The sequence below is a fragment of the Bacillus sp. NSP9.1 genome (genome assembly GCF_000465465.2).
Classification (GTDB): domain Bacteria; phylum Bacillota; class Bacilli; order Bacillales; family Bacillaceae; genus Bacillus; species Bacillus sonorensis_A.
The window spans coordinates 1177964-1202052 of record NZ_CP048273.1 but is presented as its reverse complement, the minus strand read 5'-3'; the positions used below and the strand labels follow the sequence as shown (position 1 = coordinate 1202052).

Here is a 24089-nt window from a genome sequence, read left to right as displayed (position 1 = left end):
CGGGCCGTTGATTACGCTAATCCTTTGATTCGTGCGTGAGCTTTTTCTTGCAGGAATTGAAGCGTATACTCACCGACGACTTGACCCTCGAAGTAGTCGCCTTTCTTACCGAGGTATTCGTGGAAGAATCCGCGATCTGCAAGAGGTCTGATCTCTGTACGGTTGGCGTCGAAGATGAACAACTCATCCGCATTTAGGTTGTTGTTCAAAAGGATTTCCGCTTGACCGAAGTCAGAAACGAAGTGATCAACGACTTGACCACGACCGTTTTCGGCGCGAGTCAGACGGATTTGAGATTTATCGAAGTTTGAGATCGCGCGTTTTTGTTTAGCGCCGACCATAATCTTAAATGCGCCACCGGTTGTGAATCCGCCTTTTTCGTAGATCTTCTGCATAGCATCGTTAACTTTTTCGTCAGTCAACGCGGAATTTTGTGCGTCAATTACGTTAGTTTTGATGAATTCGCGCATACCTTCCATTTGACGAACGATTCCGTCTGGTGATTCGTACTTGATACCGCTAATTGCGGCTTTTTCGAGCTGAAGCGCAAGTTCAAGCTGTTTCTTTTGCTTCTCGTATTCGTAAAGACTATCAATACCGTAGTTACTTACAGCTGCCGCTGTGCCAGTGATTGAGATTGTTTCGTCAAAAATCTGCGTGATGTTGGACACGCGTTTTCTTGGTTTGTATTTAGCGTCGCGTGCGTCCGCACCTTCACGACCTTCGACGAACTGTACTTGAATTACTGCCCCGTCAGCGATGTCAGCCGCAGTAGTTCCAGCGTATCCCCTTACGACCGTAAGAGTAGTTCCACTAACAGACACGACTTTTAACAGTTCGTCGCCAATCTTAACGACTTGATCAGGACGGAAAGGTTCTGCGTCAGCTACTACGATATCTGTGTCCGCAGCCAGTTTTGCGCCGACAACCCTAGATTCATCAGCGATCATTTCATCCTCGAACCATTGGTGTTCGACCTGAGTAACCGGATTACTGAATCCAAGTAAATTCAACAACGGTGTTTGATGCTCGTTTAAAAGTAGAATCTCATCTACAACGGATTCCTTTTTACCTACTAACTCTCCTGACAAAATCTTAGACATTAAATTTCCCCCTTATTTTTGCATTAAAAAAGCGCCCTTTTAAGGCGCCGATTACTTCGATAGTTCTCTTTTCAATTTTGCGTAGGCCACTTTGTCCTCAGGCCGGCCGCTATGCTTCGCTCTTTCTGCGGCTTCTTTCAATAGTTGTTCCGCTGTCTTTTCGGAAGCTCCTGCGGCATCTCCGTTCGAGCTCTGCCCGATAGGCTTTGGCGCCTTCTTCTTGACCAAGAACGGTTTATTGTCAACGAGCGTTTTGACTGCGTCCTCCACTCCGACAACCTTTCCGTCTTCGACCTTTACCGCGGATAGGTCAGCCAACGCAATGGCGTCGTCAATGTAGGCGATATCATTGCTCGTAGCAACCTTAATAAATTCATTTTGGATTTTTTCGCGTTCACGGGCTTTCTTCTCTTCTTCGAGTTGCTGAGCGAGAGTTTTCTCGGCCTCTTCCTTCGCTTTCAAGTCGTTTTGGAGGCGCTCAAGCTCCGTCATTTCGCTGCGCTTGCGTTCCTCTTCGGCAGTTTTCTTCGCGTTGTAGTCTTCGACAAGCGATTTAAGTGAATCTACTCCGTCAATGCCTAATTCTTCAAACGTAGATCTAAACGATTTTAAATCGTCGTTAACTTGCTTAAATCTGTCGTAAGGTATCGTTTTTACATCGTCTTTTGGCGGTTCGGGTGTATCGGGGTTTTTCGGCTCCGCAGCCGGGGGTTCCGCCTGATCTTTATTTTCTTCCGCAAAATACTGTAAATCTAACGGCAATAGTGATTTCAATAGTTCCATAACTTTGTTTCCTCCCATTACGTTTTTAACGTCCAACGCGACGAATTTATCGGATAGTTTAATGTCATAGCCGATATTGGACAAAGTAAAAAGACGTCTTATTCGACGTCCTTCTCCTTCTATTCCGCCATAATTTTTGCGGTTCGAAGTGCGGCAAGTAGAGCGTTAAGATCCGCCTTCAACCCTTCGACATCCGTAGCTGTGCTATCCGCTAGTGCAGCCGCTTGGCTCGCGGTCAATTTGGAGCTCAGCGTTGTTTGTAAATCCGTAATTTGCGAAATCGGATGCGTATGGGATGACGGCGGGAACGTTGTTGGTTTATTCTGAACGTCCGCCCAATCAACGTCGGCATTACTTCCGCCAACGCTTGTGTAAACGAATTTACCTTCGGCGTTTTTCGTTACGGGAACGATCGGAACCGCCTTTACCCCGTCTGCATCTTCGTCAACAACTTCGGTAGTTCCAGCCGGATCGGTTTCAATCGGATGCCGCATTTCATTGTCTATTTCCGTACCAGCTTCAGGATCAGTTCCGTATGAAAACCTTCCGTCTGCGGTCTTCTGTACGAATACAACCGGTATGGCTTTCGTGCCGTCGAGCGATTCGTCTACGACTTTGCTGACGCCGTGTGAATCATTCGAGATTCCTACGCGCATTTTGTTATTAACGTTCAACATTAAACCCCCTCTGGATTTCTAATTGGTGAAAATGTATGCTTACAATTCGGGTGCCAAATTTGGCCCGAAGCTTTCAACTGATCGTAGGTCGGATACTTCCCCGGCGCATCATCCGTCAATTTCATGATCTTTCCTTCGTAGAACCGACAAGCATCCTTCGCTCCGTGCGATGAAATGACGGCATAGTAAACGTTTCTACTAAGCGACTCGTTCGTAGTGGCCTGCCGATAAGTCTCCATCATTTTCGTTCGGACTGCCATGTCCGCATAAACTTCCGGACGCCAACGCCTGCCTGCTGCGTCGATAATTCCGGTCTTTACCGACTGCTGAAGTGTATTTCGAATGTCGGACGCAATAGTTCGACGACCGTTCGTGCCACGCGTCATGTGGTAGCGCATTGAATCGGATACGGCTTTTCTGACAGCCGCTTTCGTTTTCCGGTCGATATTCTGCGTGACCGCTAACAGGTCCGCCTGAGTATCGGCAACCGCAGCCGCAACCATTTCTTTATTGAGCCGAGAAAAAGAAGCGATCTGAGCCGCCTTTTCTACTGTTTCCGCAACGCCAAGAGAGACGATCGTGTTTATTACGCCGTCTCTAGCCGCTTTCGGAATATTCTTTTCGACCCAAGCTTTCGACTTATCGTCTAATTCCGAAAGGATTTCCGCGATCGAATCGAGAGTTGCTTTTGCGTTTGCCCTGCGGAAATTATCAATGTCGACGCGCTCCAACTCGGCTAAGATGTCATGGACAGCGTCTTGATAATACGCGATAAGCTGATCTACTTCGTACTTGTAAGTCGGCTCAGGAACGCGCATTATTCATTAACCTCTTCGACGATCTCTTCCTTTTCCTCCACCGGCGCTTTTGGCTCCGAAGTCTCCTCGTTAAATACCGAACCGTCTACGAACCCGTTGACGCTCTTTTCGTCGTCTTCAATTCTACGGATGATCTCTTCGGCTTTTTCGTCATCAACTTCGTCAAGCTCTTTAATAGCAGAGCGAACGTCAATCGTAGGCTTGCCGCCGGTCCGAATGTTTGCGATCTCAGCCGCTTCTTTTTCGTTTCGTGGAATGCCGTCGTTCCAAATGGCTTTCGGATAGACCGGATCTGCTACGTCTAATCCTCCGAATTCTTTATCGAAAAGCATGCAAGTCCAAAGCGCATCACGGATCGCCTTATCGTAGTGGGCCCGGATACGTTTTACTTTCGAAAGGATTGGCATGAATCTCGCTCTAATTGCGGCTCCGTCAGTATGCGAAGTACCGGTTCCGCCGGAATTATCGCCGGACATCGTTGTTCCGAAAAGCCATTGCGGAGTCTCGGACATCTGAAAGACGTTGCTGAACAGAATATCTAATTCTTTAAAAGCTGCGTCTAGCTGCGCCTGCCACACCATATATCCAGGCGTCGGATCCTCTTTAGTCACCGGAATATATTTGCCGCCAAATTGTACGGCTCCGTTAGTCGCTTCTAAATCCGGACCGTACGCTGTCGGATCACTATGCTTCCAGAGGATGTAATCGATCTGAACAAGGCGGTCATTAATCGCGGCGAATACCGTTTCGAGCTTTTCGATGAGGCCGATTCCGAATAACGAATCATCAACTGATTTGTATGGGATGTGAAAAACCGGAATATGCGGAAGGTTTGTCACATCTACGTCCTCATCTCGTCCTGTTGGAACCTCATCCCCGATAGTAAATAGCTGTACCGGTGTTCCTGTCGATGTGTCAACGCCGTTCTCATGGAGTCGATGACGCGAGTATAGAATGTACCCCGGGATGTGCCGCTCGACATTTAGGAAAGGAATCTCCGTTTTTTCTGTTTCAACCCACTCGACTTGCGCAATATTTAACGCTTTGGTCTGCTTTACATTGCCGGCTGATGTCTCCGGAAATACCCAACTTGCGTTAACGTGTTCGATGATTGGCTCCATCTCAACGCCTTCTGGCGCATCTCCTTCTATAAGTCCCATCTTTTTAAGCTCCGAATAATCCTGACGATAGCCATAGCGAACTTTAAACCACGCATCACCGCGATATCCGTTAGCTGTCGCGCTTTCGTGTAGCAGTTGATTGATGTCGTTTTCCTCTACGTATCTATTGAGCGCTTTTTGTTCTTTACTATCGTCCGATTTTCCGCTCTCAAAACGGACCGGCTCGCCGACAAGTAAGTCCGCCGGTTTTGTGACGAGAATATCCGCAAGGTTAACCGCGATATAGAGCTTTTCGAGCTGCACCGAGAATGGCGAATCCTTTAAAATGGCCGTTGCCCGTTCGTACACATCGCGTTGCTTTCCGTCAAACCATTTCTTAGCCCGCTTATATTTAGCGAGTCTTTCGATCGAATCCTGCGGCGGAAATTGCGCGCCTTTACGAATAATTCCGTAGGTTTTAACGTACGTAAATTCGTCTGCCTCGTCATGTTTTCGTTTAAATAGATTCATAGTTACTCGTTCCCGTCGTTAAGCAATTCGTCAATGTCTTCGATTTCTTTCGCGATATCTTCGTTGCTGGACGTTCCGCCTTCGTTTTCTGTCGCCGTGACCTGACGGTCGGTAAGCAAGCCGTAACGTTTAAGGAACAAGTCAATCGCTTTTACTGACGGTTGAGAGCTTCGGATGAGCTTCATTAGCTGCGCATACACTTCTGATCTGTGTCCGGAGAGCATATCGTCCGCAAGCAAGTTCATATATTCGATGAACGCTTTGTTCTGCGTCCGCCATCGATAGACTGTGACGCGGTCGGCTCCGATATCCTTGGCGAGCTCCTCCTGCGTCTTCCTTGCTTCGGCCATCAACTCGTTCTCTACGAGCAAAAGCGCGGCCTTTCGTTGTTGTAACGTTAATTTTGCCTCTAATTCTTTTAATCGTGTCATTATGTCGCCTCCCCCTTTAAATCCAATTCGGTTTTGCTACAAGCCTCGTTTTAGGTCGGAAAACTCCCTCGACGGCCTGCTGTAGTGCATCGAGTGAATCCACGTAATCCCCGAAAGGATATTGCGCCATCTGATCGAGGAGCATCGTGTGACGGTCGTTAAGAATAAGCGTTTTATTGTGAAGCATCGGCTCCAACGATTGGATACGCTCATCTTTCGATGACTTGTGCGACTTTACATCGTTGACCCGGCACGTATATAATCCTTCTTTTCTAACCGCCTCTTGGAGCTGTCGATAAAACTCGTGTTGAGCATTGATTGTCTCAACGTTAAACATCCGGTGACGATACTGCTTGATCTTCTTAACGATGATGTCAATGTAAACATGCGCCGGCTCTTTCGATGCGTACTCGTCAAGTACGAAAATATATCCGGTTGGTTCGTGCTTTCCGAGCGTAATAACCGAGTTGTAGCAAGACCGAGCGTTTTTTCCTTGCGCAATATCCCAGGCGCCGCTGATCGTCAAGTCCTTGATCGGTATTTTCAGCTCGTTATAGACGACATAGGCAACGCCGTTTTCGTGGTAGTAATGGTAATAAGCATAGTTTTCTGGGAAGAAGAACTGTTCGTCTTCACTGAACGCAAGGTTTCGGAACTCCGAATTGTAGGCCCGCGTTCCCATGTTTACCTTTTCGTGCATGAGCTCTCGATAAGTCCAACGCCAAGGCCACGCAAGTTCAACGCCTTCCTCCAACGCCTTTTTGTTTTGCTCGTAAAACTCATCGACTTCCTCCATCGACTCTGATCGCGCATAGATTTCGCAGTATTTTTCCCATAACTGCGGATTCGAAGGTTCACTGATGATGGCGCCATGAAAGCTCGATTTAAAGTCCTTCCGCTTCAGAACGTGGTTTAATAGACCCGTCGCCGACACCATCGTTCCGACAAGTATGATCGCCGTCGCTTTAGATCCGATCGGTACGACAACGGAGTTAAACCAGTGAACGAGCTTTTCGCGAGCTTCCTTCGTACCTTCGTTGTTACTGGACGACGGATCGTCAATAATAACGAGATCTGGCCGGACAGCCCCGTGCCTTTTACCGCGAAGTTGCTTACCGGACGAAGACGATTCAATCAGGATATTTGTCGTTGTGATGAACGCTTCTTCGTTATCTTTTTCGTTACGGCTTGCGGATTCGTGCATCATAGGACCGAAGTCTTCACGCAGCTTCTGATTGTATTTCATCTGTTTGTTGACCCATCCGATAAGTTTTTTCGAGAGCGAGTCCGTTTCGGAGATGATCAGAATGTATTTGCGTTTTCGGAAAGCCGCTTGATGTAACGGAAGGGCGTTCGAAAACATCCCAGACTTTGAATGGCCCCGGGCGGCCGCAATCGCCAACCGTGCGTTTCTCTTTTCGTTATTTACATAGTTACAAAGACCGAAAAACTCTTCGTGAATCTTCGCGATATTCTCGATCCCGTCATGCGGAGTTCCATCGTCGGAATTCCGAACAACGTTGTCCTCATTATCCGGGTTCAAACCGTCGCTTAGGTACTCGTAAGTAAAGTACGCTACATCGAGTTCGGCCTTATGGACCCGCCTCAGCTTCGTTAATTCCGCTTTATCTTTCCGGAAGGTGTCGATGTGATATTCCGTAGCTTTCCCGGCCTTAATGAGCGCCACCAATTTACGGACACGCTCGGTCAATAAATCGATCCGCCCCTGTCTTTCTTCGCGATCCAGCCATTTTCCGTTAGTGTAAGCCAAAATTGGCGGCCTCCTTTCGTTTAATTTCGTATTGACTTTCGTTATCTTTTTCGTTAATATGAATGTAACAAAAACATTTTTATGTTACGGAGAGTGAATCGACATGGCAAACGAAGTATTCCCGATAAAATCAAAACGCGATTATAACAAGTTCATAAAAGCGCTCAAGCCGGGCCGTGATCAGTGGCTGGCGCAATTAGGCACGGCGTTCGGCCTGCGTATCAGCGACTTGTTGCTGTTTAAAATCGGAGAGCTTCGCGGCCAGAAGTCGATCACACTCCGAGAAAAGAAACGGAAGAAAAAACGCGTGATTACGTTCAGCTCTTCCGTTCTCAAAATCGTTTCCCAACTCGAAGGTGACGACGATGACTACGTATTTGCCAGCCGCAAAGGCGGCGAGCCGATCACCCGCGTTCAGGCTTATCGCATCCTAAACGACGCAGCCAAACGAGCCGGCATTTACGACAAGATCGGCGGCATTGGTACGCATACGCTCCGCAAGACATTCGGATACCGCCTGTACGAGAACGGCGTTGATGTCTCGCGCATTATGTCGATACTTAACCACTCAAGCGAGCGCGATACGTTAAAATATATCGGGATTACTGCGGATGAGATATCGGAAGCTTACGAAAGCATCGAGGTTTAAGACTTCGGTGCTTTTTTCGTTATTGCATCTTTATCTACTCGTCCGTAATAAACATCTTCAACACTCGGTAAATCTCGTTCGAACATTTTCTCCTCTGCATCCCGCAATTCAGCAAGCGCCTTAGTCGCCGCCTTTGCTTCGCGTTGAACCGCCTTGAGGCCGGTTATCGCGTCGGATACATCCAAGTCGATTTTAATTTTGCCGATTGATTCGCGGTTGTCCGCCATTCACACCGTCTCCTTTTTCGTTTATTTGATTTCAGGCATCAATTCGTATCTGATCGCGTCGATGACTTCTGCAATCTCGTCACGCACCAAATGTCCGGAAGTCTGCAATGCAATCAAACGATCTAAATACGCCAGTAATTCCTCTGTTCTCGTCATCTTCATCGTCTCCTTTTTCGTTATTTAAGACGGCAAAACCGTCTCTTACAGGGGCGACAGGGATCGAACCTGCCCACGCGGTTTTGGAGACCGCATCGCCACCGAGGAACATGCGCCCCTAGGATCGCCTGCGAACCGGAAGGCCCGTAGGCAACGCAAGCACAAAAAGAGCGACCCTTATTCGGATCACCCTCGTTCTGATTGCGTATAAAATTGCACGAAATTAGCGCTTCTAACCGTCACCCTACCGAATACCCTCGGCGGAGACTGAAACGTCTAATTTCGTGTGATTTGAGCGTGAAAATCGTTATGCCCTTCGGTACTCCTCTTTAAGCGCGTCAACCTTCGTTTTGATCTGCCGCTGAATCTCGTCCGCTTCTTTCACGGAATCAGGCGTCTGACGTAGCCGCTTGACCTTGCGAATTAATTTCCGCGTTTCTCGATCGGTGATGATTACCGTATAGTGCTTCGAACAGTGCGGACATTCGAAATACATTTCTTCTATACCGGAATTATTCAGCGGACGTTCCTTCGGCCGGACTTCGAAATCCTTTAGACACTCGTCGCATTGCACCGCCATGATTCCGCCTCCTTTTCGTTAGATCATCGTTTATCTTTCATTTTCGTATAAGACGCTAAAGCCTTTCGCAATCTTTTTGCGGACTCTGACTGCGATTTCTCTTTCGAAAATACCCACGCATCGAATTCCGCTTCTTTCTCGGCGGATTCAATTTCTATCCGCATCGGTCTGATCGGTTTCAACGGTAGCACCTCCGTCAGTCTTCTACGGTTCTCTCAACAACGGTTTTATGACTGCGTAGTTCTAAACGGGTCATAAGTTCCGTGGCCATAACTCCGCTTGAAAGTGCGCGGTCCTCCCGGTTAAATTCGATTAGTATTTCGCCGTTTCCTTCGAGCATTTCATCGAATTGCTGTCGTAGCAACTCCTTGTCACGCTCCGTTAGTTCATTTGTCGGAATGTACACCGCAATCACCTCCGGTTGAGTTAGGTATGGTTATCGGGAATATCACCGATTTTGATTGGCGTGGTCTCGACGTTCAACTTTTCGATAACCTCTCCGCTGGAATTACGTAGTTCTAGTGACGCTCCGCCTTTAGTTTCGAATTTCATATCCGCATCTCCTCCGTTTGAGTTACGCCCCGAGTTCGAAAAATTGTGCGCAAGTTCTGAACAGCAGTCGTCCGGGTTTTGTCGGGGCGGCTTGGGGGTCGGACGATTTTCGGATTTCGTTTGGGATTTCCGTTGAATAAACCATTCATCGTTTTGCATATCGAATGTAACACAAACACTTTTTGTTACATTGAACAAACGAATGAATCGTTGATATTACTACGTTCGTTGGACGTTACATATCGCAAGGAAACGTATGAACATTATGCATTCGAGAAGTCGCGTCAGATCAACGTTGGTGCGATAGTGTGGTGCGGGCCGGTATGTATAAGATACTGCATATCGGTAGTATGACGGTGGTGTTGGTCGGCTGACCCCGTGAGTTTCGGAAGGGCTTATCCTTCGACACAGTCTCGCTGATGTTCGGGTGACAGTCCGTTGTCCCTCTCGCCTGCTCCTCACCGTTTCCCTTCCTATATGTATAGCGATGCCCCTACCGTATGCAACAGGCGGGGCGTATATGCGGAGTACCTACCGCCACCCTGCCGTAGTTATCCGGTACCCCTTTTCGTATAGGTACAACGGTATGAAACGTATGTTACATCCCTCTATAACGTAAGACAGCATATGGACGTATTTTATAGGGATATACGCTATATTAACGAAGTATTTTCGTATGTTTTAAATACTAGCGTCCACTCCGTCGCTTTCGCTCCTCCGTGTCCGCGGATATTATTAAGTACCTTTATCGCGATACAATATATAAGTACCTGATTGCGTTTCCGCGGGACGCAGTGTAACGAAGTTCCCGCTAGTGTTTGAAAACAAGAAGAAGACACCGACAACCGCCAAAAACGGCTGTATCCGTTGGTGCTCTAAGGCCGAAGCCCTTTTTTGCGTGTTCTGTTTTCGCCACACTAAAAGGCCGATTTGTTCTGTTTTCGCCACACTAAAAAGGCGCCAACCTATTCGTCAGCGTCTTCAGTCAAGTCGATAAGCTCCCGTATGTCCGTTATATTCAACGCAGTCGCAATCCGGCTAAGGTGGTCGAGTTGTACCCGTTCCTTAATTCCGCGGCTTAGTTCGCTGATAGCAGACGGACGTATTCCGGTCAGTTCAGCGAGTTCCTTCTGCGTCATATCCTTCCGATCAAGTAGCTCGGCTAACTTTAGTTTAACGATCATTGCCGGCACCTCCTGCGCTCATTATATCGTAAAAGCGATATTTTTGTAAATAACGTATTGACGTTATAACGGTTATGCGTTATAATAGAATTAACGAAAGGAGGTGAACGTAATTGATTGACATAGTGATGAAACTTTCGGCAATCATCGCAACTTGGCTCGGGATTCTAAAGATCGTCTTAGAACTCCGCAAGATGCGAAAAGATACCGAAAGTGAGAAGCGACGGCCTCCGACCAAGAAGCACCGTCGCCGAACATAAACACGAGGGGCATTTCGCCCCTTGTCAATCAATTATAACACGAATGAAGCGAATTAATACCACGGAAATTTTGTTAATCGTCGTCTTGCTCGCCTGGATTGCGGATATGAACTTCGACCGGCTGTCCGTTCTGGACTGCGTCGGCCTCGGATCAGCTATCGTTTTTATCGCGCTTCTATTCTTTAAATCGGGGAGGAATCGGAAATGACGCTTTATATAAAACGCTTGTGGTCGGACACACCGCGATTATCCCGGCAGCAGACCGAACAGCTCCTCGATCTCTATGAGCGTCCTATTGCGACGTTCAAAGACGCTGGAAAAGCGTATCAGATCGGCTTCAACACGGCGTTGAGCTGTCTCGGATATTTGATCGCAACCAAACACGGAGGTCATGACGAATAGATTTTCCGTTATAATAATGGTAACGATCGGAGGGAATTACGATGAACACAAAGGAATACGCAGCGCTTGTCGAAATGGTTGCGTGTGCTCGCTATCTTGCGGCGTTGACGGATAATCCGGACGTAGTTGATGTCGCAGAGAAGGTGAAAGAATTAGGCGCAGAAGCAGCGGAGGCGATCGGCCAGTCAACGGAAATTCTTAAACGGGATTCAGTCGAACGCTATCACGATGTTCGAAAGTATTTTGACGGAAAATAAGGCGTTAAGCGGCCGCCGATACCTAAGATACCCGCAGTAGATTCCGGCGGCTCCTACGCTTTAATTTCGTGGAAAAATCGTTGAAAGGAGACGATGAACAATGTCGATCAATAAAACGCGCGGCTTTCTTTACGGCTTATCTCGCCTGCTTGGCGATGTGAACGCGGTCAAGAAAGGAACGGTCGGAAAACGTATCGTTCGAAGGGCAGCCGGTAAGCAGGCCGGAAAAGCCCTTCGCAAACTATTTAAATGACGGAATTATTTACCGCAACCGAATCACTTTGTCTCGGCGCACTCTTACTATATCATTATAGTAACTACGCTGAAACGAGGTGATTCTTTTTGTTTATTTCGCCCATGCTGCTTGAGTCCGCAAAGGAGCCGTTCGACTCGGACGACTATATCACGGAAACCAAGTTCGACGGCATCCGTCTGATCGCGTCCAGGAATAACGGCTTAATTCGCCTATACACACGCCACAACAACGAAGTCACCTCTAAATTTCCGGAACTATTAACGCTCGACATACCGGACGGAACCGTACTAGACGGCGAGCTTATAGTGCCCGGTCCTACTGGTGCAGGCGATTTCGAGGCCGTCATGGAACGATTCCAGTCGCGAAAAAGTTATCATCCGATAGTATTTTGTGTGTTCGATGTCCTGCGGATAGATAGCGTTTCCACTACGTCTAGGCCGCTAAGTGAACGAAAAGAAATACTCGCCGGCCTAAAGATCGATCATCCTAACGTTAAAGTAGTCGAAGGTGTTCGCGGCCATGCTGCGGATTATTTCGAATTAGTCCGCAAAAATAAGATCGAGGGCATCGTTATGAAGCGAACAGACGCGCCGTATACGGAAAATAAGCGGTCGGATCTCTGGCTGAAGATCGTGAACTACGAATATACTGACGTTTTGATAACAGGGCTCCGCAAGGAAGACAATGCGCTTGTGCTTTCGTATATGGACGGCCAATACGCTGGCGTTATGGAGTTCATGCCATACGATGCGCGGCGAAAGTTACATTCGAAGAGAAAAGACGTTGAGGAAACGGATAAATACGTCTATATTGAGCCAATTGAGTGTCGCGTCAAACACCGATTTAAGACGAAAAACGGACTGCTGCGCATTCCTTCGTTCCATGAATGGCGTTGAATGTGTCGGCCATTTATCGTATTCTAATAGTCGGAGGTTGAGGACGAATGGATTACGAAACAAAAGGCTATGATACGGAGAAGGTATACGACTACAAGGAATATCCGGACGTTCATTACGGACGCTGTGATAACTGTGATTATACGCTGTTTAAAAGCTCGGTGAAGGATGGCGTTTTCTTGCGTGAGTGCCGCAGATGCGGGATGAAGAAGAGTATATAAATCGAAAGCCCACTCAATTGAGGTGGGCTATTTTTAAGCATATTAACGCGTGCATAGCTTATCTTTACATTCTTCTTTAGGTTCAGCGTCCACGGTATATGACAATATTTCTTCATTTCCAGGATCATACAAGCCTTCAAACTCTTTTTTTCCGTTGGTATACCCCTTTACTGTTATACCTCCCATTGGATTAATATAATAATCGTCGGAAAAGTGGATATCACCAACATCTTTATAATTGGTTGTTAAAAACTTTTCCATATGATTCTGTGCTTCTTCAAATAAAGCAATCTCTTTTTCTTTTTGATCATGCTGATGCTTCATAAAAAATCCCCCAACTGCTATAATTATTAAAATAAGGATAATTATGTACTTTTTCTTTTTCATTTGAAAATCAGTCCTTTCTTATCCTATTTTACAAAAACAAAGAGGCGATGTATATGAACGACAAGATAAAAGTTCCAAAAATAACAGATAAAACTTATTATACGTTAAGTCAAGAATCTTACAACCGCGATAGATTAGATGGTAAGTTAAAAACAGGAAAGCCAATACAGACGGACCAAAGTACGTATTGGTATGTTGAAAAGATAAAGAGAGATAATGACACAGGACTTGACGCAGTAGTTTTTTCTCAAGGTCAAAAGACAAAGGACGGCAAGTGGGTAAAATCAGACAACCCGAAAAACGTCGTTGTAGCCTTCGCAGGAACTGATCCGAAAAGCCAATTCTTTCAAGATGTTGTTGATGCAGACGGCGGAAATGTTGTCGCGGGATTTGATCCGAAAAGTGAAGTCCCATACATAGTTAAAAAGGGAACAAAAGATACGTCTAAAACAATCGGAAAATACAACGGGACTCCCTCACAAGACGCAATGCTTAGCTCTGGCAACTACAAACTGATTACAAAAACATCCCAAATCGGCCAAGCCGACGACCTTGTTCGAGAAATCAAACAGAAGTATAAAGGGACATCGACTATCGTTTCAACAACCGGACACTCGCTTGGCGGCGCAGAGGCTGAATACAGCGCGGTCAATAACGATATCTACGCAGTCGCCTTCAACAATCCGTCCGTTGTGAAATTACATTCCGAAGAAAAGCAAAAGGAAATCAACAGCGGCAAATATGATTCGTATGTCAAAGCGATTGTCAATCCGGACGATATGACCGGTTCAGGGTGGTGGCTTGAGTATAAACGACATGCCGGCAGAACGATATATACAAAAGACCCTTCTGTTTCGCGTGCAGAGCGGGAAATCCGACTTGATCCGAAGTTTAACGACGGTGTATTCGGTACAGTATTTGGCGTCGCTTATGACTATATCACTACGACCGCAATGGGAATGCCCGATACTCACGGCCTCAACAAAGGAAACTTCTCCTTCGACGAAAGCGGCAACATTCAAAATATAGAAGGCGATGAACTTGTGTATGACAAAAATTTAAAAGCGATGCTTCCACCGGAGGTTACTTCTGGAAGCGACGCGATTAAAGTCACGCCTGAAGTCGCGAAGCAGCTCGCGGAAAAGGTAAACGCGATCATCAATGACCTGCGCACAATGAAAAGAGAAGCGGAAAACGCCTATCAGGAGCACGACGCCACGATAAACGATCTGAAACACGAGACCTATCGCCAAGTCGGCCACGGCTTATACGATCAACTGACACTCGATGACGTAAACAATACGCTGAATGATCTGGCACAGTCGTTTGATAAGAAAGGCAACCCGCTGTTTTACGATGTCCATGCCGAAAAAGCATATATTGCTTCACTGCAAAATACGATTTCCGATTTGGAAGACATCAGCGGCTACCTTGCGCAAATCGCAAAGGATTTTAAAGCAAAAGATAAAATGCTCGCTAACTGGCTAAAACTTTAGGAGTGGAATAAATGGATACATTAGATAACTTCATTCAAAAGCAAAACGACCCAATGGAAAAGCGAAGGCAGCTTAATATGCTGAAATCCGGTATGAGAGGCACGGCAGGAGCCAAGCTCGAATCCGTGCGAAATACCCTCAGACCGAAATTTAAAGTGGACGAGATTCAGAAAGAAATGAACAGCGTCTATTCATCGCTTCTCTACAGCTTCAAAGGGAAAGCGCAGCAGGCGCTGGCACAACGGATCAGCCAAAGCGCCCAGCAGCTTATTAACACGGAGCAGGACGGAGAAAGCTTTGTGAACGGGTTTAAGACGAGATAAAGGCGCCAATGACGGCGCCCCTTTTTTCGTTTACCTATCGTCTTGACTTTTTCGCATGGTCATCGAATAATTTACGTACTGCAACCGTCCAGTCCGATTCGAACCCTTCTGCCTGACGGAACATTAGATCCGGGTGTACTAAGTAACGGACTTCTTTTCGCGTTCCAGTTACGAGTATTGCCCCAACGCTTTGAAGGCGGCTCATAATCTTCGAAACTGTCGAAACGTCATGACCGATTAAACTAGCGAGCGTTTCCCTTCCGATATATTCGATCAATGATTTGTCCACGTTAGGATTTACACAGAGATAATATTCGCTGTAGTGGAAAAACGGGATGATCTTGTACAACATGCCGATCTCATTCAACCGCAGATTATTCGTGATCTCCTTCGCTTTAACCGTGTACACTTTCGTAAAAACTTCGTCTGATATTCGGTCTCCCATCGAATGAAACCGTTTGTTGACGTAGATTCCGTTCGGTCTGATGTCGAGAAGATCAAGCGCGACTAAGCGGTCAATTAACGAATTAGTATTCGATCTGCTGCGGCCGAGTATGCGAGCAATGTCCGCTTTATTCATCGGCTCTCCGTCCAGTATCGAACCTTTCAGTAGCTGCCCGTCGCTCTTTACCCGAAGTTGGATCATGATTTTAACCATTGCGCCGGCTTCCGTTAGTGTTAGATCGCGTATGATATCGGAAATGGCGTCGTTATAAGATACGACATAATTCCGTCCATGATGAAATCGTTTCTTTTTCGGTAAGGTTGCGTAATACTTCGCTTTCTCTGCTTCTTCCGGCGTCCTAATAGTTGCGTTTATTGCCTCCGGAACAAACACGCCAATTTCACCGTTTTCGTTTACGACACGTTCATATTTTGCCATCAGATCGTCCTCTCTTCGTCAAAATAAAAGAGCGCTGGAATGGCGCCCTCAATGAATGGTCTTTTCGCCTGTTGTGATATTGACCGTAAATTGTCCCGGCGTTTTCCCTTTCACGAAATCCGAATATTTTTTCCGTCTCTCTTTATTACGAGCTTTAGCGCATCGATCCATCTGAATCCCTTCGTAAGTTGAAAGGCGTCTCCGAGCCGGTTTCCCTTGATTTTTGCCAAACTCATCGTACTCTTCAGCCATCTTCTCGGAAGTTTCTCCAGATCTGCGCGTTTTCTCCATGCGATCGCTCATTATCGGGTACTCCAAGTCCTTCATTTATTTTTATTCGTGTCCGACAGTTCTTCGTAGATTACGAGATTAGCCATGCGTTCAAGCGCAGTAGAATCCGGGTGCTCTCCGACCGAGTCGAAATAAGCGTCAGCCAGCGCAGTAATTTCCTCGATACGTTGAATGCGGTCCAATTCTCCGGCTTTCGTTCGTTGCTGTAATTCCGTAATCATTTCGTCCAGTAGCGTTTTATCCATCAACTCGTCCTCCCATGGCGTACCCTTCGCTGTGTCCCGCCCAATAGTAGTAAATATCCGCGATTTTTTCTGTGGCCGCCTCCACGTACTCACGCAATGTAATCTGGCTAATCCCCATCCGTTTCCCCGCCTCCACTTGCGTCAGGTCTTCGAAATATACGAGCCGGATGGCCTCTCGTTGCCTGTCGGTCAGATCCGCAAGCTCAATCGCTTTGTGCAGGTCGAGCAGCACTTCGGCAGCTTCGTATTCTCCGAGTCGTTTGCGGCTGACGAACTTCGGATAGTCGGAGAGCAGCGTTTTAACACCCTCCGCATTGTCTAGCGCATACGCCGCCTCAAATTCGCGATCCTTTCGGTGAAGATCGATTTTTACTTTTCCGATAACAACCGCCTCCAATTTCGTTGTTTTGTCCTTGCGCCTTAGGAATCGCATTATCAAACGAGATAGTTGCGAAAGAATTTTTTCGTTAATAACTTCGTTAACAATTCGTACATCTCTGTTGACTATCGGTAACTATTCCGTCTATACTGAACGTAAATACTTTCGTAAGGAGATTCGATATGGCGATCGAATGGATTTCAAGCGAAACAATTCGCGATCTCAAAGCGTTTATTACAGTCGATAATTACGGTAGGTTCTGTATGTCGATGGGTGCACGCCGTGTTTTAAAGCTTCCGGAAAAAACGGGATTCCAGCTATTCCTTGCGTATGATAAAGACGAGCAAAGGATAATCGTAGGAAAGCCCGGACATGTTTCGATAAAGGGCGATGTGAAGCCGTTTAAATTTGATCCGCGCGGCTACTCGTCGGCACGGCCATATATCCGCAAACAGAATTTATATGGTCCGGATCTTCCACAGCGATTCTACCTGATCGGCGATGGTGAGGCGTCTAAACAACCGTATCTGGCTTACCCTAAAGGCACGTTTGCGTTTCAGCTAGACACCGACGCCAATTGATCCGAAAGCGCTCGCCCCACATACCACGCAACACGCGAAGCGATTCCGTTTCCGACGATCCGATACTGTGCCGATAAGGAAATATCGTCTGGCAGGACGTAAGTATCAGGCGCAGATTGGATTCGGAGGCATTCGCGGACGGTGAAACGGCGTAGCACTGTCGGATGGACATAATTTATATCCCAACGCGTATCTACAGTATAGCTAGGCTCATTCATTGGGCGCCGTCTCGTTCGGCTATCAAAGCCTTTATAATCGCCTAAATATTTACCAACATGATTAGCGGTTACCTGAACGCCCGGCTCCGGCAAATCCCCGATAACATCCCGCAATACTCGCGTCTGGTAATCGCCTTCTAACGGCTTCGGAAACTCGAATGTGAAGCCGAGGTCTTTCCGCACACCGACAATGAATACGCGCTCACGCTTCTGGGCTACTCCGTAGTCCCACGCGCTCATAACGCGCCAACTAATCTCGTAACCTATTTCGGTAAATTTATCGATAAGCGCTTCGAATGTTGGACGATGTCGCTTCGTAATAAGCCCCTTCACGTTTTCGAATACGAAGGCTTTCGGCTTCTTGCGATCAATGATTTCGAGGTAACGGAAGACTAATTTACCGCGTTCTCCGTTTGCTCCTTCGCCTTTCCCCGCAACCGAGAAGTCTTGACATGGTGGTCCACCGAAGATTACGTCTGTGTCCGGCAAACTATCGATATCAATTTCGTTAATGTCCGCCTGTTCTACGTAATCACCAAAGTTGTGTCGGTAGGCTTTGACGGCATTCTTATCGAAGTCCATCGCCTTTACGATATCGTAACCGGCCGCTTTGAATCCGATTGCGCCAAGTCCTCCTCCGCAGAATAGTTCGAGTACCGTCAGTCCGTTCGCCGGCAGTTGCGGCGTTAAGTTAAAGTCGCCCATATATTCGCTCCTCTCCTTGTCTGAAACGTTAACCAAGCCGTCTGGCGCACCCTTCGCATAATGTGCCGTAACCGTGTATGCTGGTCGATCGAGTTTTCCAATCGGATGTTTTTTGAAATATGTTTCGTACCCCCCAGACTCCATACGAGATATTACTCGTTCGCTTAGAGGTTTCGGATCGTGATTCGGAATCCCGTTCATGTACTTGCCCCCTTCAATCGGTTCAGTCGGATGTAAATGACACGTAGCTTTCGCCATTACTGATGCGGTAATTGTTAACGCTGGTTCGTTCCAGGACATCTTACGCAAATAGGTCGTTTGTCCGCCGCCACTATAGAACGCACCTTTCATAAACGCCTTTTGATCGTCTTCCGGGAGATCACGCCAGTTACCACCATCCGGAATCTTGTGCGCATAAGGCTTTTCGTCATTTCGCAAGCCATAACCGTAATGATTCGGAATATTCGTCACGCCAACACCTCCGCCATAATCGCGTCCAGCTTCTCGTACAACTCTTCCGGCTTGCCTGCGTTCTCAACTTCGTAATCAACTTCGAAACTGTTAACGGCAAGCTCAGTCGGGTGCTCCAAGTCGGCAAGGTCGAATTGATCGCCGGCTTTTTTTGCGCGTTCAATACGGAGATCGGCCGGTGCTGTTATGCGGATAAATACGAAGCCTTCGTCCTTCAGCCGCCTGTATTCGTTAGGCTGGCGGCAGTCATCGATGATTACGCGATTCTTTAGCGCTGTGTTGCCGCAGTCGCAAGGATGGCGTTCGAGATAGGCGGTTATTTTCGGCATGAGAGCGTCGATCCATACGTCCTCTCCGAAGGCTTCCCGCGCCCACTGTCCGAACTTCTGATAATGAGCGCGCGGCTTCGGTTTTCTCGGAACGTGAGGGAATGCGCGGTGAAATGCGTCCTTTAGTTCGTCGCCGAATGCGAACGGCTGGAAGGCGTAGTGAAGCGAAATGTACGATGCCGCCAGCGACTTGCCTGCGCGAAGTGGTGCGGTGAGGGCGATTTTCATCGGCGTTCCCTCATTGCGTTAAGAAGTAACGAAACTTCCTTGAAGGTAAACAAGCGCATATCTGAATCGGATTCGAGGTGCGCCGCCTTTCCGCCCGTTTCCTTCGTAGCATATTTGAGCGCCTCCAACTCTTCGCCGTGCCTCCGATTGTCTTTGTGTAACGTGTCGATTTCGCTCCTAACGACATTTATGCGTTTATGAATCCACGGATTGTCTTCGCTCAGGACGGATAGTCCTGCGTTAACTTCTTCGAATTTCTTTTCTAATTCGTATATGCGCGTCGCTAGGTTAGCGATAACGTCGATCGGGTCGGATGGCTGCGGTTCTTCTTCTTCGGAGGATTCGACCGGTACGAGGACGCGATATTTAGCTTCGTCCCGAAGTGCGCGATCGTCTCCCATGTCATCGATAAATCCGTATACTCCTTCGATGATTTCGTAAAGTGTGTATATACCTCCGATAGTTAAGTCGACACCTGTATCGTCTAAGTATATAAACCTTTCGCCTACTTCCGCCTTGCGATCGACCATTTCGTAGCGCTCTCCGTCAACGTGGACGATGTTGGTCGGTTCGAGGACGCGGTATTCTCTGCGGAGGATAAACCCTCCTAGATTAGCAACGCTTCTAACTTCGTCACATTCCACGTACCCCAATCCGGGAGAAACTTCGCGATCTACCGTAAAAATATCTCCGTTCTCGTACTCGTCATCCGGATCATTTTTATCAACAATTACGATCTTATCGCCAACCTCCGCCTTCCTATCGACCTCTACATACTCGCGTTTGATTCCGCCCAGGGATTCGTCAGCCAATACGTGGATTTTTTCGTTAGTTTTCGTCATTTATTCGTCCTCCTCGTCCATTTCGATATATCCTTCCTCCGATACGGTTAGTCCGTACTTTTCAGGTATCGACGCAATATCGTCAAGATCAATCAGCTCGTAATCCCCTGCGTATAAACTGCGAATAGCTTCGTAAAGTTTGACGATGTCCTTCTGCAACTCCGTCATATCTGATCGCCCTCTCTATTTTCGAATCACACACTCCGCAAATACCTGTCTCGATTTTGGTTCCGGTATATCCCGTACCATACGTCCGGCTTCGGCGAACATTTCCGCTGATCGGAGAAACGCTTCTGCGAACTCTCTATCCGTTGTGATGAGCTTTCCTACGCGATAAACGTCTAATTCCGGAACATATTCGATTTTCATTTGATCACTCGCAATTCTACCGACTGCCGTCCGAACTGTACTGCGTCGGCTTCATTCGCGACCAATAGATCGAGCCGTGCGCCTTTAATCGCTCCTCCAACGTCAATCGCCTTCGCCCGAAAGCTCGAACCGTCAGCGAGCCGGACTTCAACCGTAGAGCCAAGCGCAATCACAGACGGATCGACCGCTATGACGCGCGCTCCTTCGTAATAGATCGAATGGCTGACGTCGACTCCCGTTTTGGTGATGCCGGTGCAGCCTTCCGAGCAATAGGCCGTGTAAGCCGTGGCCTCATAAGTCCGCCAGGCTGACGCTGTTTTCTTCGCTTGCGTCGGTTTCTTCGACTTCTTCAGCGCCTTAATTTCGTCCTTGAGCGCCTGTATCTTCGCATCCTTTTCCGTTATCTCTTTCGTTAATTCTCTGTTGCGCGATTCAGCCGATTGGATGGCCGCCTGCTCTGGCGTTATCCTTGGCGGTTCTGGCGGCTGCTCTGCCGGACAATGACCGGCGGCGAGCTGCGCTGTTAGCGTGAGATTCGTTAGGATACCGATGCTTACACCTCCGTCCTTGTTAACTCGTCAATGCTAATCGGAAATTTCGGTTTAACTAACGAATAAACCGCTTTAGCATACGCTTGGATTTCGACTTGGCTATCGTGTGCCAGGCGTTGATTCAAGAAATGAGCGACCGATTGAAGCGATGCCGTCCAGTAATAGCGTACATACATTCCGTAGGCCGGAAGGAATAAACGCGCTTGCTCTGCGCAGATGCCTGCTCCCATTGCGCTATCGTAAAGCTCCAGTCCCTTATCGATATATTGGAGTAAAGCATTCGTGTAGTGTGAGCCTGCGTTGACGTCCGCATATCCATTTTCTGCGTTAATAACGTCTATTGGTTTCCCGCTGCCTTGTTTCGAACTCTCCGGTGCTGAACGCCATTCGTCCGCCTGTGGAATGTAAAACGCAGGCTCTTCGGTAACATAACGCCTGCTCGATTCGTTCCAAGCATCCATTGTGTGGTCGGAACCGACGATATATTTCCAATGTTGCCGCGCAACCATTAACGGGGCATAGATTTCGAGCTGAACCGTAGCGTGTCGGAACGGCGACGTATGGCCTTCTCGCGCAAGGAATTTTATGAGACGGATGTCCTTTTCGGATAGTTCGGTAGATTCCTTGTCGTAGGATACGCGGGCGGAGTTAACGACAGAAAGGTCGGAGCCCATTACGTTTGTCAGGCGGACATAGCCGCGGTCGAGTACGCTAACTGCATCGTTCATTTGTTCGTCCTCCTTTGGTATTATATGTTATAATAGGAATAACCTATTAAGAGAGGGTGGTATTATGGAATTAAAACACGATTGTATTCGAGATTTGTTATTAGCTCTTGAAAAAAATCTCGGTTTATATCGAGCTTTGAAAAAATCTGAGATTCTTGAAATGGAGTCGCTTAAGAAATATAGTTTGGAAGATATTGTTTACACAATCTCCAAACTTAAGGAAGCAGGCTACATTAAAGCTAAGTTTTATTTAGGAGGAGAATTTCTCGTCTCAGAGATTACATACGATGGTCACCAATTTTTAGACAATGTTCGAGATCCTGAAGTATGGGCTATGACAAAAACATCTGCATCAAAGGTCGGTGGGGCATCTTTGAACATTTTAAAAGAAATTGCCCTCACTTATGTTAAACAAAAGTTAGGACTCAGCTGACCCCGCTACTCCCGAATCCGCCCGCACCCCGATCGCTATCGCCCAACTCGGCCACTTCCGTAAAAGCCGCCTGCTCGATCGGCTTAATTACGGCCTGTGCGAGGCGATCTCCTTTGCGGATGCTGTACGAACCGTCAACATAACCGTCGCTAATTGTCGGAACGAAACTCCCTTCCACGTCGTAAAGAACTTTCGATGTTAACGTTTCGTACCGCTCTCCCTCATCGTCTTTGATAGTCCGATATATAACAGGCGCAATATTATCGACAATCACTCCGACATCTCCCCGGTAGCCCGCGTCGACCGTTCCGAGCTGAACGCGCAGCTTCGTCTTCAACGTAATGCCGGAACGCGGTCGAATCTGCATTTCGTAACCTTCCGGAATCTCGAACGCTAGCCCCGTTTTGACTAGCGCGGTTTCTCCCGGCTCGATAATGACGTCTTCTGCCGCAACCAGGTCGAAGCAGGCGTCTGAAGCGTGAGCGTATTGCGGAATTTGTGCATCGGGTGACAAGCGTTTAATATTTACGTTCATACGAAAACCTCCTCGTTAATAACTGCGCATATACTTTCGTTAATGGACGCTCACTCGAAGTAGAAATCGTCATCTTGGAGCGCCTCGACTGTAGCCTTTTTGTATCCGTTACCCTTTGCTGCGAAGAAGTCATGCGATTTCGTCTTCGTATCAAGCCCGTTCAGCACGATCGGATTTACCGTTTCATCTTCGAAATACGGATCGAATCCAAGGTTAGCAAGCGCCTTGTTTCCGTTGTATCGCACGAACTTCTTAACGTCGTGAGTCAGTCCGACCTGATCGTAAAGATCCTCGGTATATGCGGCCTCATTTTCGTAGAGTTCCGCAAGCAGTTCGACAGCAAAGTCGCGCAATTCGATCTGTACGCCCGGTGATTGACGAATGTAAATTTCCTGCGCAAGCAAGCCGACATAGACGCCGTGGATCGCTTCATCTCTAATACCTTTTGTTCAGCCGAGATCGCTACTCTCGACCCGCTGCGAAATGCAGCCGCCTTACGTTACCGCAAGGAGCAGACTATATCATCACCCACATGGGGCGCCTCCCGTTTCGATTTAAGGGGTTCTCACCCACGCCAATAGCTTGCGCCCTACTCGTTTTGCGGAATTTCACCGCCTATGCGATAGTCGTTGAACGTTCTATGCGATCCCATAAAGTTTTCCATCTTCGTTTATGCCGAATTAAGCTAACGTATCGCGGGTGCAAGTCGTACTTCTCTCCGGCTTCGCCATTGCTCATCCCCGCAAGCAAATCACAGATTAAATTCGTGGCTTGTTCATCTGAAAGCTTTGACATCGAATTGCTCTCCCCGGGTTGTCCTGACATTAATCCAATCTTCAATGCGTGTTGAGTGTTTTCTTTAGGAGTGACTATTTCTAAGTTGCTAACGTGGTTATTTAGTTTGTTGCCGTCTTTATGATTGACGTACATTCCGTCTGGTATTTTGTGTATGAAGTACTTTGCTACCAATCTATGAACTAGAAAGTTCTGAGTTCCTTTTTGTGGGTGGGTGTATCCAACAACCTCATACCCGTGAGGTGTCACAAATGTTTTTCTAGGTTTATTAAGTTTCTTCGAAATAATTATTCCACTCTCGGTAATCCACCAAGGGGCTTCCTCTACTTCTTTTCGCACAATCTTCACCTCCTTCTGGTTCGCATAGCTTCGCTGCTGATCGTCCTTTCAAGGATTTCCCAGCAATTAGAGAGGTTCACAATCGCCGTCGCCGACGAAAGGGACTA

General features: G+C 47.4%; 37 protein-coding genes, 1 tRNA gene and 2 pseudogenes. 10 read left to right on the top strand and 30 right to left on the bottom strand.

Translation table 11 applies throughout. The features are described from left to right. Positions 1 to 11: 11 nt before the first annotated feature. From M654_RS06075 to M654_RS06045, 7 genes are all read right to left on the bottom strand, one after another. Positions 12 to 1103 (bottom strand): SU10 major capsid protein, encoded by a 1092-nt coding sequence (locus tag M654_RS06075; RefSeq protein ID WP_026588453.1) that lies wholly within the window; start codon positions 1101 to 1103, stop codon positions 12 to 14. 51 nt (positions 1104 to 1154) lie between these two features. Next, the gene (locus tag M654_RS06070; RefSeq protein WP_152520993.1) at positions 1155 to 1886 is read right to left on the bottom strand and encodes a phage scaffolding protein; all 732 of its coding nucleotides are present in this window, start codon (positions 1884 to 1886) and stop codon (positions 1155 to 1157) included. Between the two features lie 119 nt (positions 1887 to 2005). Next, on the bottom strand, positions 2006 to 2560 hold the full coding sequence (locus tag M654_RS06065) for a hypothetical protein (protein ID WP_152520994.1): 555 nt from the start codon (positions 2558 to 2560) through the stop codon (positions 2006 to 2008). A 2-nt stretch (positions 2561 to 2562) separates the two neighbouring features. Beyond that, entirely contained in the window at positions 2563 to 3384 is an 822-nt protein-coding gene (locus tag M654_RS06060; RefSeq protein ID WP_026588454.1) for a phage minor capsid protein, read from the bottom strand. Next, entirely contained in the window at positions 3381 to 5012 is a 1632-nt protein-coding gene (locus M654_RS06055; protein ID WP_026588455.1) for a phage portal protein, read from the bottom strand. Before M654_RS06055 ends, M654_RS06060 begins: the two co-directional genes overlap by 4 nt. Positions 5013 to 5014: 2 nt before the next feature. Then, complete coding sequence (locus M654_RS06050; protein ID WP_026588456.1) at positions 5015 to 5443, bottom strand: phBC6A51 family helix-turn-helix protein; 429 nt, start codon at positions 5441 to 5443, stop codon at positions 5015 to 5017. Positions 5444 to 5459: 16 nt separating this feature from the next. Next, positions 5460 to 7214, bottom strand: coding sequence for a hypothetical protein (locus tag M654_RS06045; protein WP_026588457.1), 1755 nt, complete (start codon positions 7212 to 7214; stop codon positions 5460 to 5462). A 103-nt stretch (positions 7215 to 7317) separates the two neighbouring features. On the opposite strand from M654_RS06045, the gene M654_RS06040 reads away from it, so the two are divergent. Further along, positions 7318 to 7863, top strand: a complete 546-nt coding sequence (locus tag M654_RS06040) for a tyrosine-type recombinase/integrase (RefSeq protein ID WP_026588458.1) — start codon at positions 7318 to 7320, stop codon at positions 7861 to 7863. On the opposite strand, the gene M654_RS06035 is transcribed toward M654_RS06040, so the two are convergent. The 8 genes from M654_RS06035 to M654_RS06010 all read right to left on the bottom strand — a co-directional run bounded on the left by M654_RS06035 (position 7860) and on the right by M654_RS06010 (position 10562). Beyond that, positions 7860 to 8090, bottom strand: a complete 231-nt coding sequence (locus tag M654_RS06035; protein WP_026588459.1) for a hypothetical protein — start codon at positions 8088 to 8090, stop codon at positions 7860 to 7862. The genes M654_RS06040 and M654_RS06035 overlap by 4 nt on opposite strands. A gap of 21 nt (positions 8091 to 8111) precedes the next feature. Continuing rightward, complete coding sequence (locus M654_RS24085) at positions 8112 to 8246, bottom strand: hypothetical protein (protein ID WP_263629318.1); 135 nt, start codon at positions 8244 to 8246, stop codon at positions 8112 to 8114. 48 nt (positions 8247 to 8294) lie between these two features. After that, positions 8295 to 8366 (bottom strand) — tRNA-Trp (locus tag M654_RS06030). A gap of 187 nt (positions 8367 to 8553) precedes the next feature. Then, a complete protein-coding gene (locus M654_RS06025; RefSeq protein WP_026588460.1) occupies positions 8554 to 8826 on the bottom strand; it encodes a hypothetical protein in 273 nt (90 codons plus the stop codon). A gap of 23 nt (positions 8827 to 8849) precedes the next feature. After that, positions 8850 to 9008 (bottom strand): hypothetical protein, encoded by a 159-nt coding sequence (locus tag M654_RS06020; protein WP_163170551.1) that lies wholly within the window; start codon positions 9006 to 9008, stop codon positions 8850 to 8852. A gap of 14 nt (positions 9009 to 9022) precedes the next feature. Further along, positions 9023 to 9232: a hypothetical protein gene (locus M654_RS06015; protein ID WP_026588461.1), complete on the bottom strand. Its 210-nt coding sequence runs from the start codon at positions 9230 to 9232 to the stop codon at positions 9023 to 9025. A gap of 20 nt (positions 9233 to 9252) precedes the next feature. Further along, the gene (locus M654_RS24080; RefSeq protein WP_268884395.1) at positions 9253 to 9378 is read right to left on the bottom strand and encodes a hypothetical protein; all 126 of its coding nucleotides are present in this window, start codon (positions 9376 to 9378) and stop codon (positions 9253 to 9255) included. Positions 9379 to 10343: 965 nt separating this feature from the next. Then, a complete protein-coding gene (locus M654_RS06010; RefSeq protein ID WP_026588462.1) occupies positions 10344 to 10562 on the bottom strand; it encodes a helix-turn-helix domain-containing protein in 219 nt (72 codons plus the stop codon). 464 nt (positions 10563 to 11026) lie between these two features. Between M654_RS06010 and M654_RS06005 the strand changes: the two genes are divergently transcribed. From M654_RS06005 to M654_RS05990, 5 genes are all read left to right on the top strand, one after another. Beyond that, positions 11027 to 11224: a hypothetical protein gene (locus M654_RS06005; RefSeq protein WP_026588463.1), complete on the top strand. Its 198-nt coding sequence runs from the start codon at positions 11027 to 11029 to the stop codon at positions 11222 to 11224. Positions 11225 to 11265: 41 nt separating this feature from the next. Then, positions 11266 to 11481 (top strand): hypothetical protein, encoded by a 216-nt coding sequence (locus M654_RS06000; RefSeq protein WP_026588464.1) that lies wholly within the window; start codon positions 11266 to 11268, stop codon positions 11479 to 11481. A gap of 100 nt (positions 11482 to 11581) precedes the next feature. After that, positions 11582 to 11734 (top strand): hypothetical protein, encoded by a 153-nt coding sequence (locus M654_RS23495; protein WP_035428434.1) that lies wholly within the window; start codon positions 11582 to 11584, stop codon positions 11732 to 11734. Positions 11735 to 11823: 89 nt separating this feature from the next. Further along, positions 11824 to 12633: an ATP-dependent DNA ligase gene (locus tag M654_RS05995; protein ID WP_026588465.1), complete on the top strand. Its 810-nt coding sequence runs from the start codon at positions 11824 to 11826 to the stop codon at positions 12631 to 12633. 47 nt (positions 12634 to 12680) lie between these two features. Continuing rightward, positions 12681 to 12854 (top strand): DUF8096 family protein, encoded by a 174-nt coding sequence (locus M654_RS05990; RefSeq protein ID WP_142246096.1) that lies wholly within the window; start codon positions 12681 to 12683, stop codon positions 12852 to 12854. A gap of 42 nt (positions 12855 to 12896) precedes the next feature. Here the strand turns inward: M654_RS05990 and M654_RS05985 are convergent, their stop codons facing one another. Beyond that, complete coding sequence (locus tag M654_RS05985) at positions 12897 to 13241, bottom strand: DUF1433 domain-containing protein (RefSeq protein WP_026588466.1); 345 nt, start codon at positions 13239 to 13241, stop codon at positions 12897 to 12899. A gap of 53 nt (positions 13242 to 13294) precedes the next feature. On the opposite strand from M654_RS05985, the gene M654_RS05980 reads away from it, so the two are divergent. Together M654_RS05980 and M654_RS05975 are read left to right on the top strand one after the other, a co-directional pair. Beyond that, entirely contained in the window at positions 13295 to 14737 is a 1443-nt protein-coding gene (locus tag M654_RS05980; protein ID WP_026588467.1) for a lipase, read from the top strand. A gap of 11 nt (positions 14738 to 14748) precedes the next feature. Beyond that, positions 14749 to 15060 (top strand): hypothetical protein, encoded by a 312-nt coding sequence (locus tag M654_RS05975; RefSeq protein ID WP_026586474.1) that lies wholly within the window; start codon positions 14749 to 14751, stop codon positions 15058 to 15060. A 34-nt stretch (positions 15061 to 15094) separates the two neighbouring features. Here M654_RS05975 and M654_RS05970 read toward each other — a convergent pair whose 3' ends face one another. The 4 genes from M654_RS05970 to M654_RS05960 are packed head-to-tail and all read right to left on the bottom strand — an operon-like array spanning position 15095 to position 16876. Continuing rightward, complete coding sequence (locus M654_RS05970) at positions 15095 to 15943, bottom strand: MarR family transcriptional regulator (RefSeq protein ID WP_035428435.1); 849 nt, start codon at positions 15941 to 15943, stop codon at positions 15095 to 15097. Positions 15944 to 15991: 48 nt separating this feature from the next. Next, positions 15992 to 16246, bottom strand: coding sequence for a hypothetical protein (locus tag M654_RS23810; RefSeq protein WP_236251206.1), 255 nt, complete (start codon positions 16244 to 16246; stop codon positions 15992 to 15994). 20 nt (positions 16247 to 16266) lie between these two features. Continuing rightward, positions 16267 to 16479: a hypothetical protein gene (locus M654_RS23805; protein WP_236251205.1), complete on the bottom strand. Its 213-nt coding sequence runs from the start codon at positions 16477 to 16479 to the stop codon at positions 16267 to 16269. Next, positions 16472 to 16876, bottom strand: a complete 405-nt coding sequence (locus tag M654_RS05960) for a sigma factor-like helix-turn-helix DNA-binding protein (protein ID WP_026588469.1) — start codon at positions 16874 to 16876, stop codon at positions 16472 to 16474. Before M654_RS05960 ends, M654_RS23805 begins: the two co-directional genes overlap by 8 nt. Before the next feature lie 164 nt (positions 16877 to 17040). Between M654_RS05960 and M654_RS05955 the strand changes: the two genes are divergently transcribed. Further along, on the top strand, positions 17041 to 17439 hold the full coding sequence (locus M654_RS05955) for a hypothetical protein (RefSeq protein WP_026588470.1): 399 nt from the start codon (positions 17041 to 17043) through the stop codon (positions 17437 to 17439). On the opposite strand, the gene M654_RS05950 is transcribed toward M654_RS05955, so the two are convergent. The 7 genes and pseudogenes from M654_RS05950 to thyX all read right to left on the bottom strand — a co-directional run bounded on the left by M654_RS05950 (position 17415) and on the right by thyX (position 21880). Then, positions 17415 to 18833, bottom strand: coding sequence for a DNA cytosine methyltransferase (locus tag M654_RS05950; RefSeq protein WP_051290429.1), 1419 nt, complete (start codon positions 18831 to 18833; stop codon positions 17415 to 17417). The two genes, M654_RS05955 and M654_RS05950, sit on opposite strands and share 25 nt — an antisense overlap. Then, positions 18830 to 19390, bottom strand: coding sequence for a nucleoside/nucleotide kinase family protein (locus M654_RS05945; protein ID WP_026588471.1), 561 nt, complete (start codon positions 19388 to 19390; stop codon positions 18830 to 18832). Before M654_RS05945 ends, M654_RS05950 begins: the two co-directional genes overlap by 4 nt. Before the next feature lie 683 nt (positions 19391 to 20073). After that, a pseudogene (locus M654_RS23800) lies at positions 20074 to 20232 on the bottom strand (hypothetical protein); the annotation flags it as partial. After that, positions 20233 to 20400, bottom strand: a complete 168-nt coding sequence (locus M654_RS05935; RefSeq protein WP_163170550.1) for a hypothetical protein — start codon at positions 20398 to 20400, stop codon at positions 20233 to 20235. A gap of 15 nt (positions 20401 to 20415) precedes the next feature. Continuing rightward, positions 20416 to 20601, bottom strand: a complete 186-nt coding sequence (locus tag M654_RS05930) for a hypothetical protein (protein ID WP_152520995.1) — start codon at positions 20599 to 20601, stop codon at positions 20416 to 20418. Continuing rightward, positions 20598 to 20792 (bottom strand): 3D domain-containing protein, encoded by a 195-nt coding sequence (locus tag M654_RS23795; RefSeq protein ID WP_268884452.1) that lies wholly within the window; start codon positions 20790 to 20792, stop codon positions 20598 to 20600. The genes M654_RS05930 and M654_RS23795 overlap by 4 nt, the downstream gene beginning before the upstream one ends. Before the next feature lie 362 nt (positions 20793 to 21154). Then, positions 21155 to 21880 (bottom strand): FAD-dependent thymidylate synthase, encoded by a 726-nt coding sequence (thyX, locus tag M654_RS05920; protein ID WP_026588473.1) that lies wholly within the window; start codon positions 21878 to 21880, stop codon positions 21155 to 21157. A gap of 64 nt (positions 21881 to 21944) precedes the next feature. Between thyX and M654_RS05915 the strand changes: the two genes are divergently transcribed. Beyond that, on the top strand, positions 21945 to 22313 hold the full coding sequence (locus tag M654_RS05915; protein ID WP_026588474.1) for a DUF2513 domain-containing protein: 369 nt from the start codon (positions 21945 to 21947) through the stop codon (positions 22311 to 22313). Here M654_RS05915 and M654_RS05910 read toward each other — a convergent pair. The 3 genes and pseudogenes from M654_RS05910 to M654_RS05900 all read right to left on the bottom strand — a co-directional run bounded on the left by M654_RS05910 (position 22306) and on the right by M654_RS05900 (position 23985). Next, positions 22306 to 22848, bottom strand: a complete 543-nt coding sequence (locus M654_RS05910; RefSeq protein ID WP_026588475.1) for a dUTP diphosphatase — start codon at positions 22846 to 22848, stop codon at positions 22306 to 22308. The genes M654_RS05915 and M654_RS05910 overlap by 8 nt on opposite strands. A 50-nt stretch (positions 22849 to 22898) precedes the next feature. Beyond that, positions 22899 to 23288, bottom strand: a pseudogene (locus tag M654_RS05905) (ribonucleotide-diphosphate reductase subunit beta); the annotation flags it as partial. Between the two features lie 175 nt (positions 23289 to 23463). Continuing rightward, on the bottom strand, positions 23464 to 23985 hold the full coding sequence (locus tag M654_RS05900) for an HNH endonuclease signature motif containing protein (protein WP_026588476.1): 522 nt from the start codon (positions 23983 to 23985) through the stop codon (positions 23464 to 23466). Positions 23986 to 24089: the final 104 nt, after the last annotated feature.

Coding starts and splice junctions, on each gene's coding strand:
- M654_RS05910 (WP_026588475.1), bottom strand. CDS start 22,848: ATGAACGTAAATATTAAACGCTTGTCACCCGATGCACAAATTCCGCAA.
- M654_RS24080 (WP_268884395.1), bottom strand. CDS start 9,378: ATGAAATTCGAAACTAAAGGCGGAGCGTCACTAGAACTACGTAATTCC.
- M654_RS24085 (WP_263629318.1), bottom strand. CDS start 8,246: ATGACGAGAACAGAGGAATTACTGGCGTATTTAGATCGTTTGATTGCA.
- M654_RS23805 (WP_236251205.1), bottom strand. CDS start 16,479: ATGGATAAAACGCTACTGGACGAAATGATTACGGAATTACAGCAACGA.
- M654_RS06075 (WP_026588453.1), bottom strand. CDS start 1,103: ATGTCTAAGATTTTGTCAGGAGAGTTAGTAGGTAAAAAGGAATCCGTT.
- M654_RS06055 (WP_026588455.1), bottom strand. CDS start 5,012: ATGAATCTATTTAAACGAAAACATGACGAGGCAGACGAATTTACGTAC.
- M654_RS05930 (WP_152520995.1), bottom strand. CDS start 20,601: ATGAAAATCGAATATGTTCCGGAATTAGACGTTTATCGCGTAGGAAAG.
- M654_RS23495 (WP_035428434.1), top strand. CDS start 11,582: ATGTCGATCAATAAAACGCGCGGCTTTCTTTACGGCTTATCTCGCCTG.
- M654_RS06005 (WP_026588463.1), top strand. CDS start 11,027: ATGACGCTTTATATAAAACGCTTGTGGTCGGACACACCGCGATTATCC.
- M654_RS06040 (WP_026588458.1), top strand. CDS start 7,318: ATGGCAAACGAAGTATTCCCGATAAAATCAAAACGCGATTATAACAAG.
- M654_RS05945 (WP_026588471.1), bottom strand. CDS start 19,390: ATGAAAATCGCCCTCACCGCACCACTTCGCGCAGGCAAGTCGCTGGCG.
- M654_RS05935 (WP_163170550.1), bottom strand. CDS start 20,400: ATGACGGAGTTGCAGAAGGACATCGTCAAACTTTACGAAGCTATTCGC.
- M654_RS23810 (WP_236251206.1), bottom strand. CDS start 16,246: ATGAGCGATCGCATGGAGAAAACGCGCAGATCTGGAGAAACTTCCGAG.
- thyX (WP_026588473.1), bottom strand. CDS start 21,880: ATGAACGATGCAGTTAGCGTACTCGACCGCGGCTATGTCCGCCTGACA.
- M654_RS06010 (WP_026588462.1), bottom strand. CDS start 10,562: ATGATCGTTAAACTAAAGTTAGCCGAGCTACTTGATCGGAAGGATATG.
- M654_RS06070 (WP_152520993.1), bottom strand. CDS start 1,886: ATGGAACTATTGAAATCACTATTGCCGTTAGATTTACAGTATTTTGCG.
- M654_RS05915 (WP_026588474.1), top strand. CDS start 21,945: ATGGAATTAAAACACGATTGTATTCGAGATTTGTTATTAGCTCTTGAA.
- M654_RS05970 (WP_035428435.1), bottom strand. CDS start 15,943: ATGGCAAAATATGAACGTGTCGTAAACGAAAACGGTGAAATTGGCGTG.
- M654_RS06035 (WP_026588459.1), bottom strand. CDS start 8,090: ATGGCGGACAACCGCGAATCAATCGGCAAAATTAAAATCGACTTGGAT.
- M654_RS06000 (WP_026588464.1), top strand. CDS start 11,266: ATGAACACAAAGGAATACGCAGCGCTTGTCGAAATGGTTGCGTGTGCT.
- M654_RS05955 (WP_026588470.1), top strand. CDS start 17,041: ATGGCGATCGAATGGATTTCAAGCGAAACAATTCGCGATCTCAAAGCG.
- M654_RS06025 (WP_026588460.1), bottom strand. CDS start 8,826: ATGGCGGTGCAATGCGACGAGTGTCTAAAGGATTTCGAAGTCCGGCCG.
- M654_RS05985 (WP_026588466.1), bottom strand. CDS start 13,241: ATGAAAAAGAAAAAGTACATAATTATCCTTATTTTAATAATTATAGCA.
- M654_RS05980 (WP_026588467.1), top strand. CDS start 13,295: ATGAACGACAAGATAAAAGTTCCAAAAATAACAGATAAAACTTATTAT.
- M654_RS05975 (WP_026586474.1), top strand. CDS start 14,749: ATGGATACATTAGATAACTTCATTCAAAAGCAAAACGACCCAATGGAA.
- M654_RS06050 (WP_026588456.1), bottom strand. CDS start 5,443: ATGACACGATTAAAAGAATTAGAGGCAAAATTAACGTTACAACAACGA.
- M654_RS05990 (WP_142246096.1), top strand. CDS start 12,681: ATGGATTACGAAACAAAAGGCTATGATACGGAGAAGGTATACGACTAC.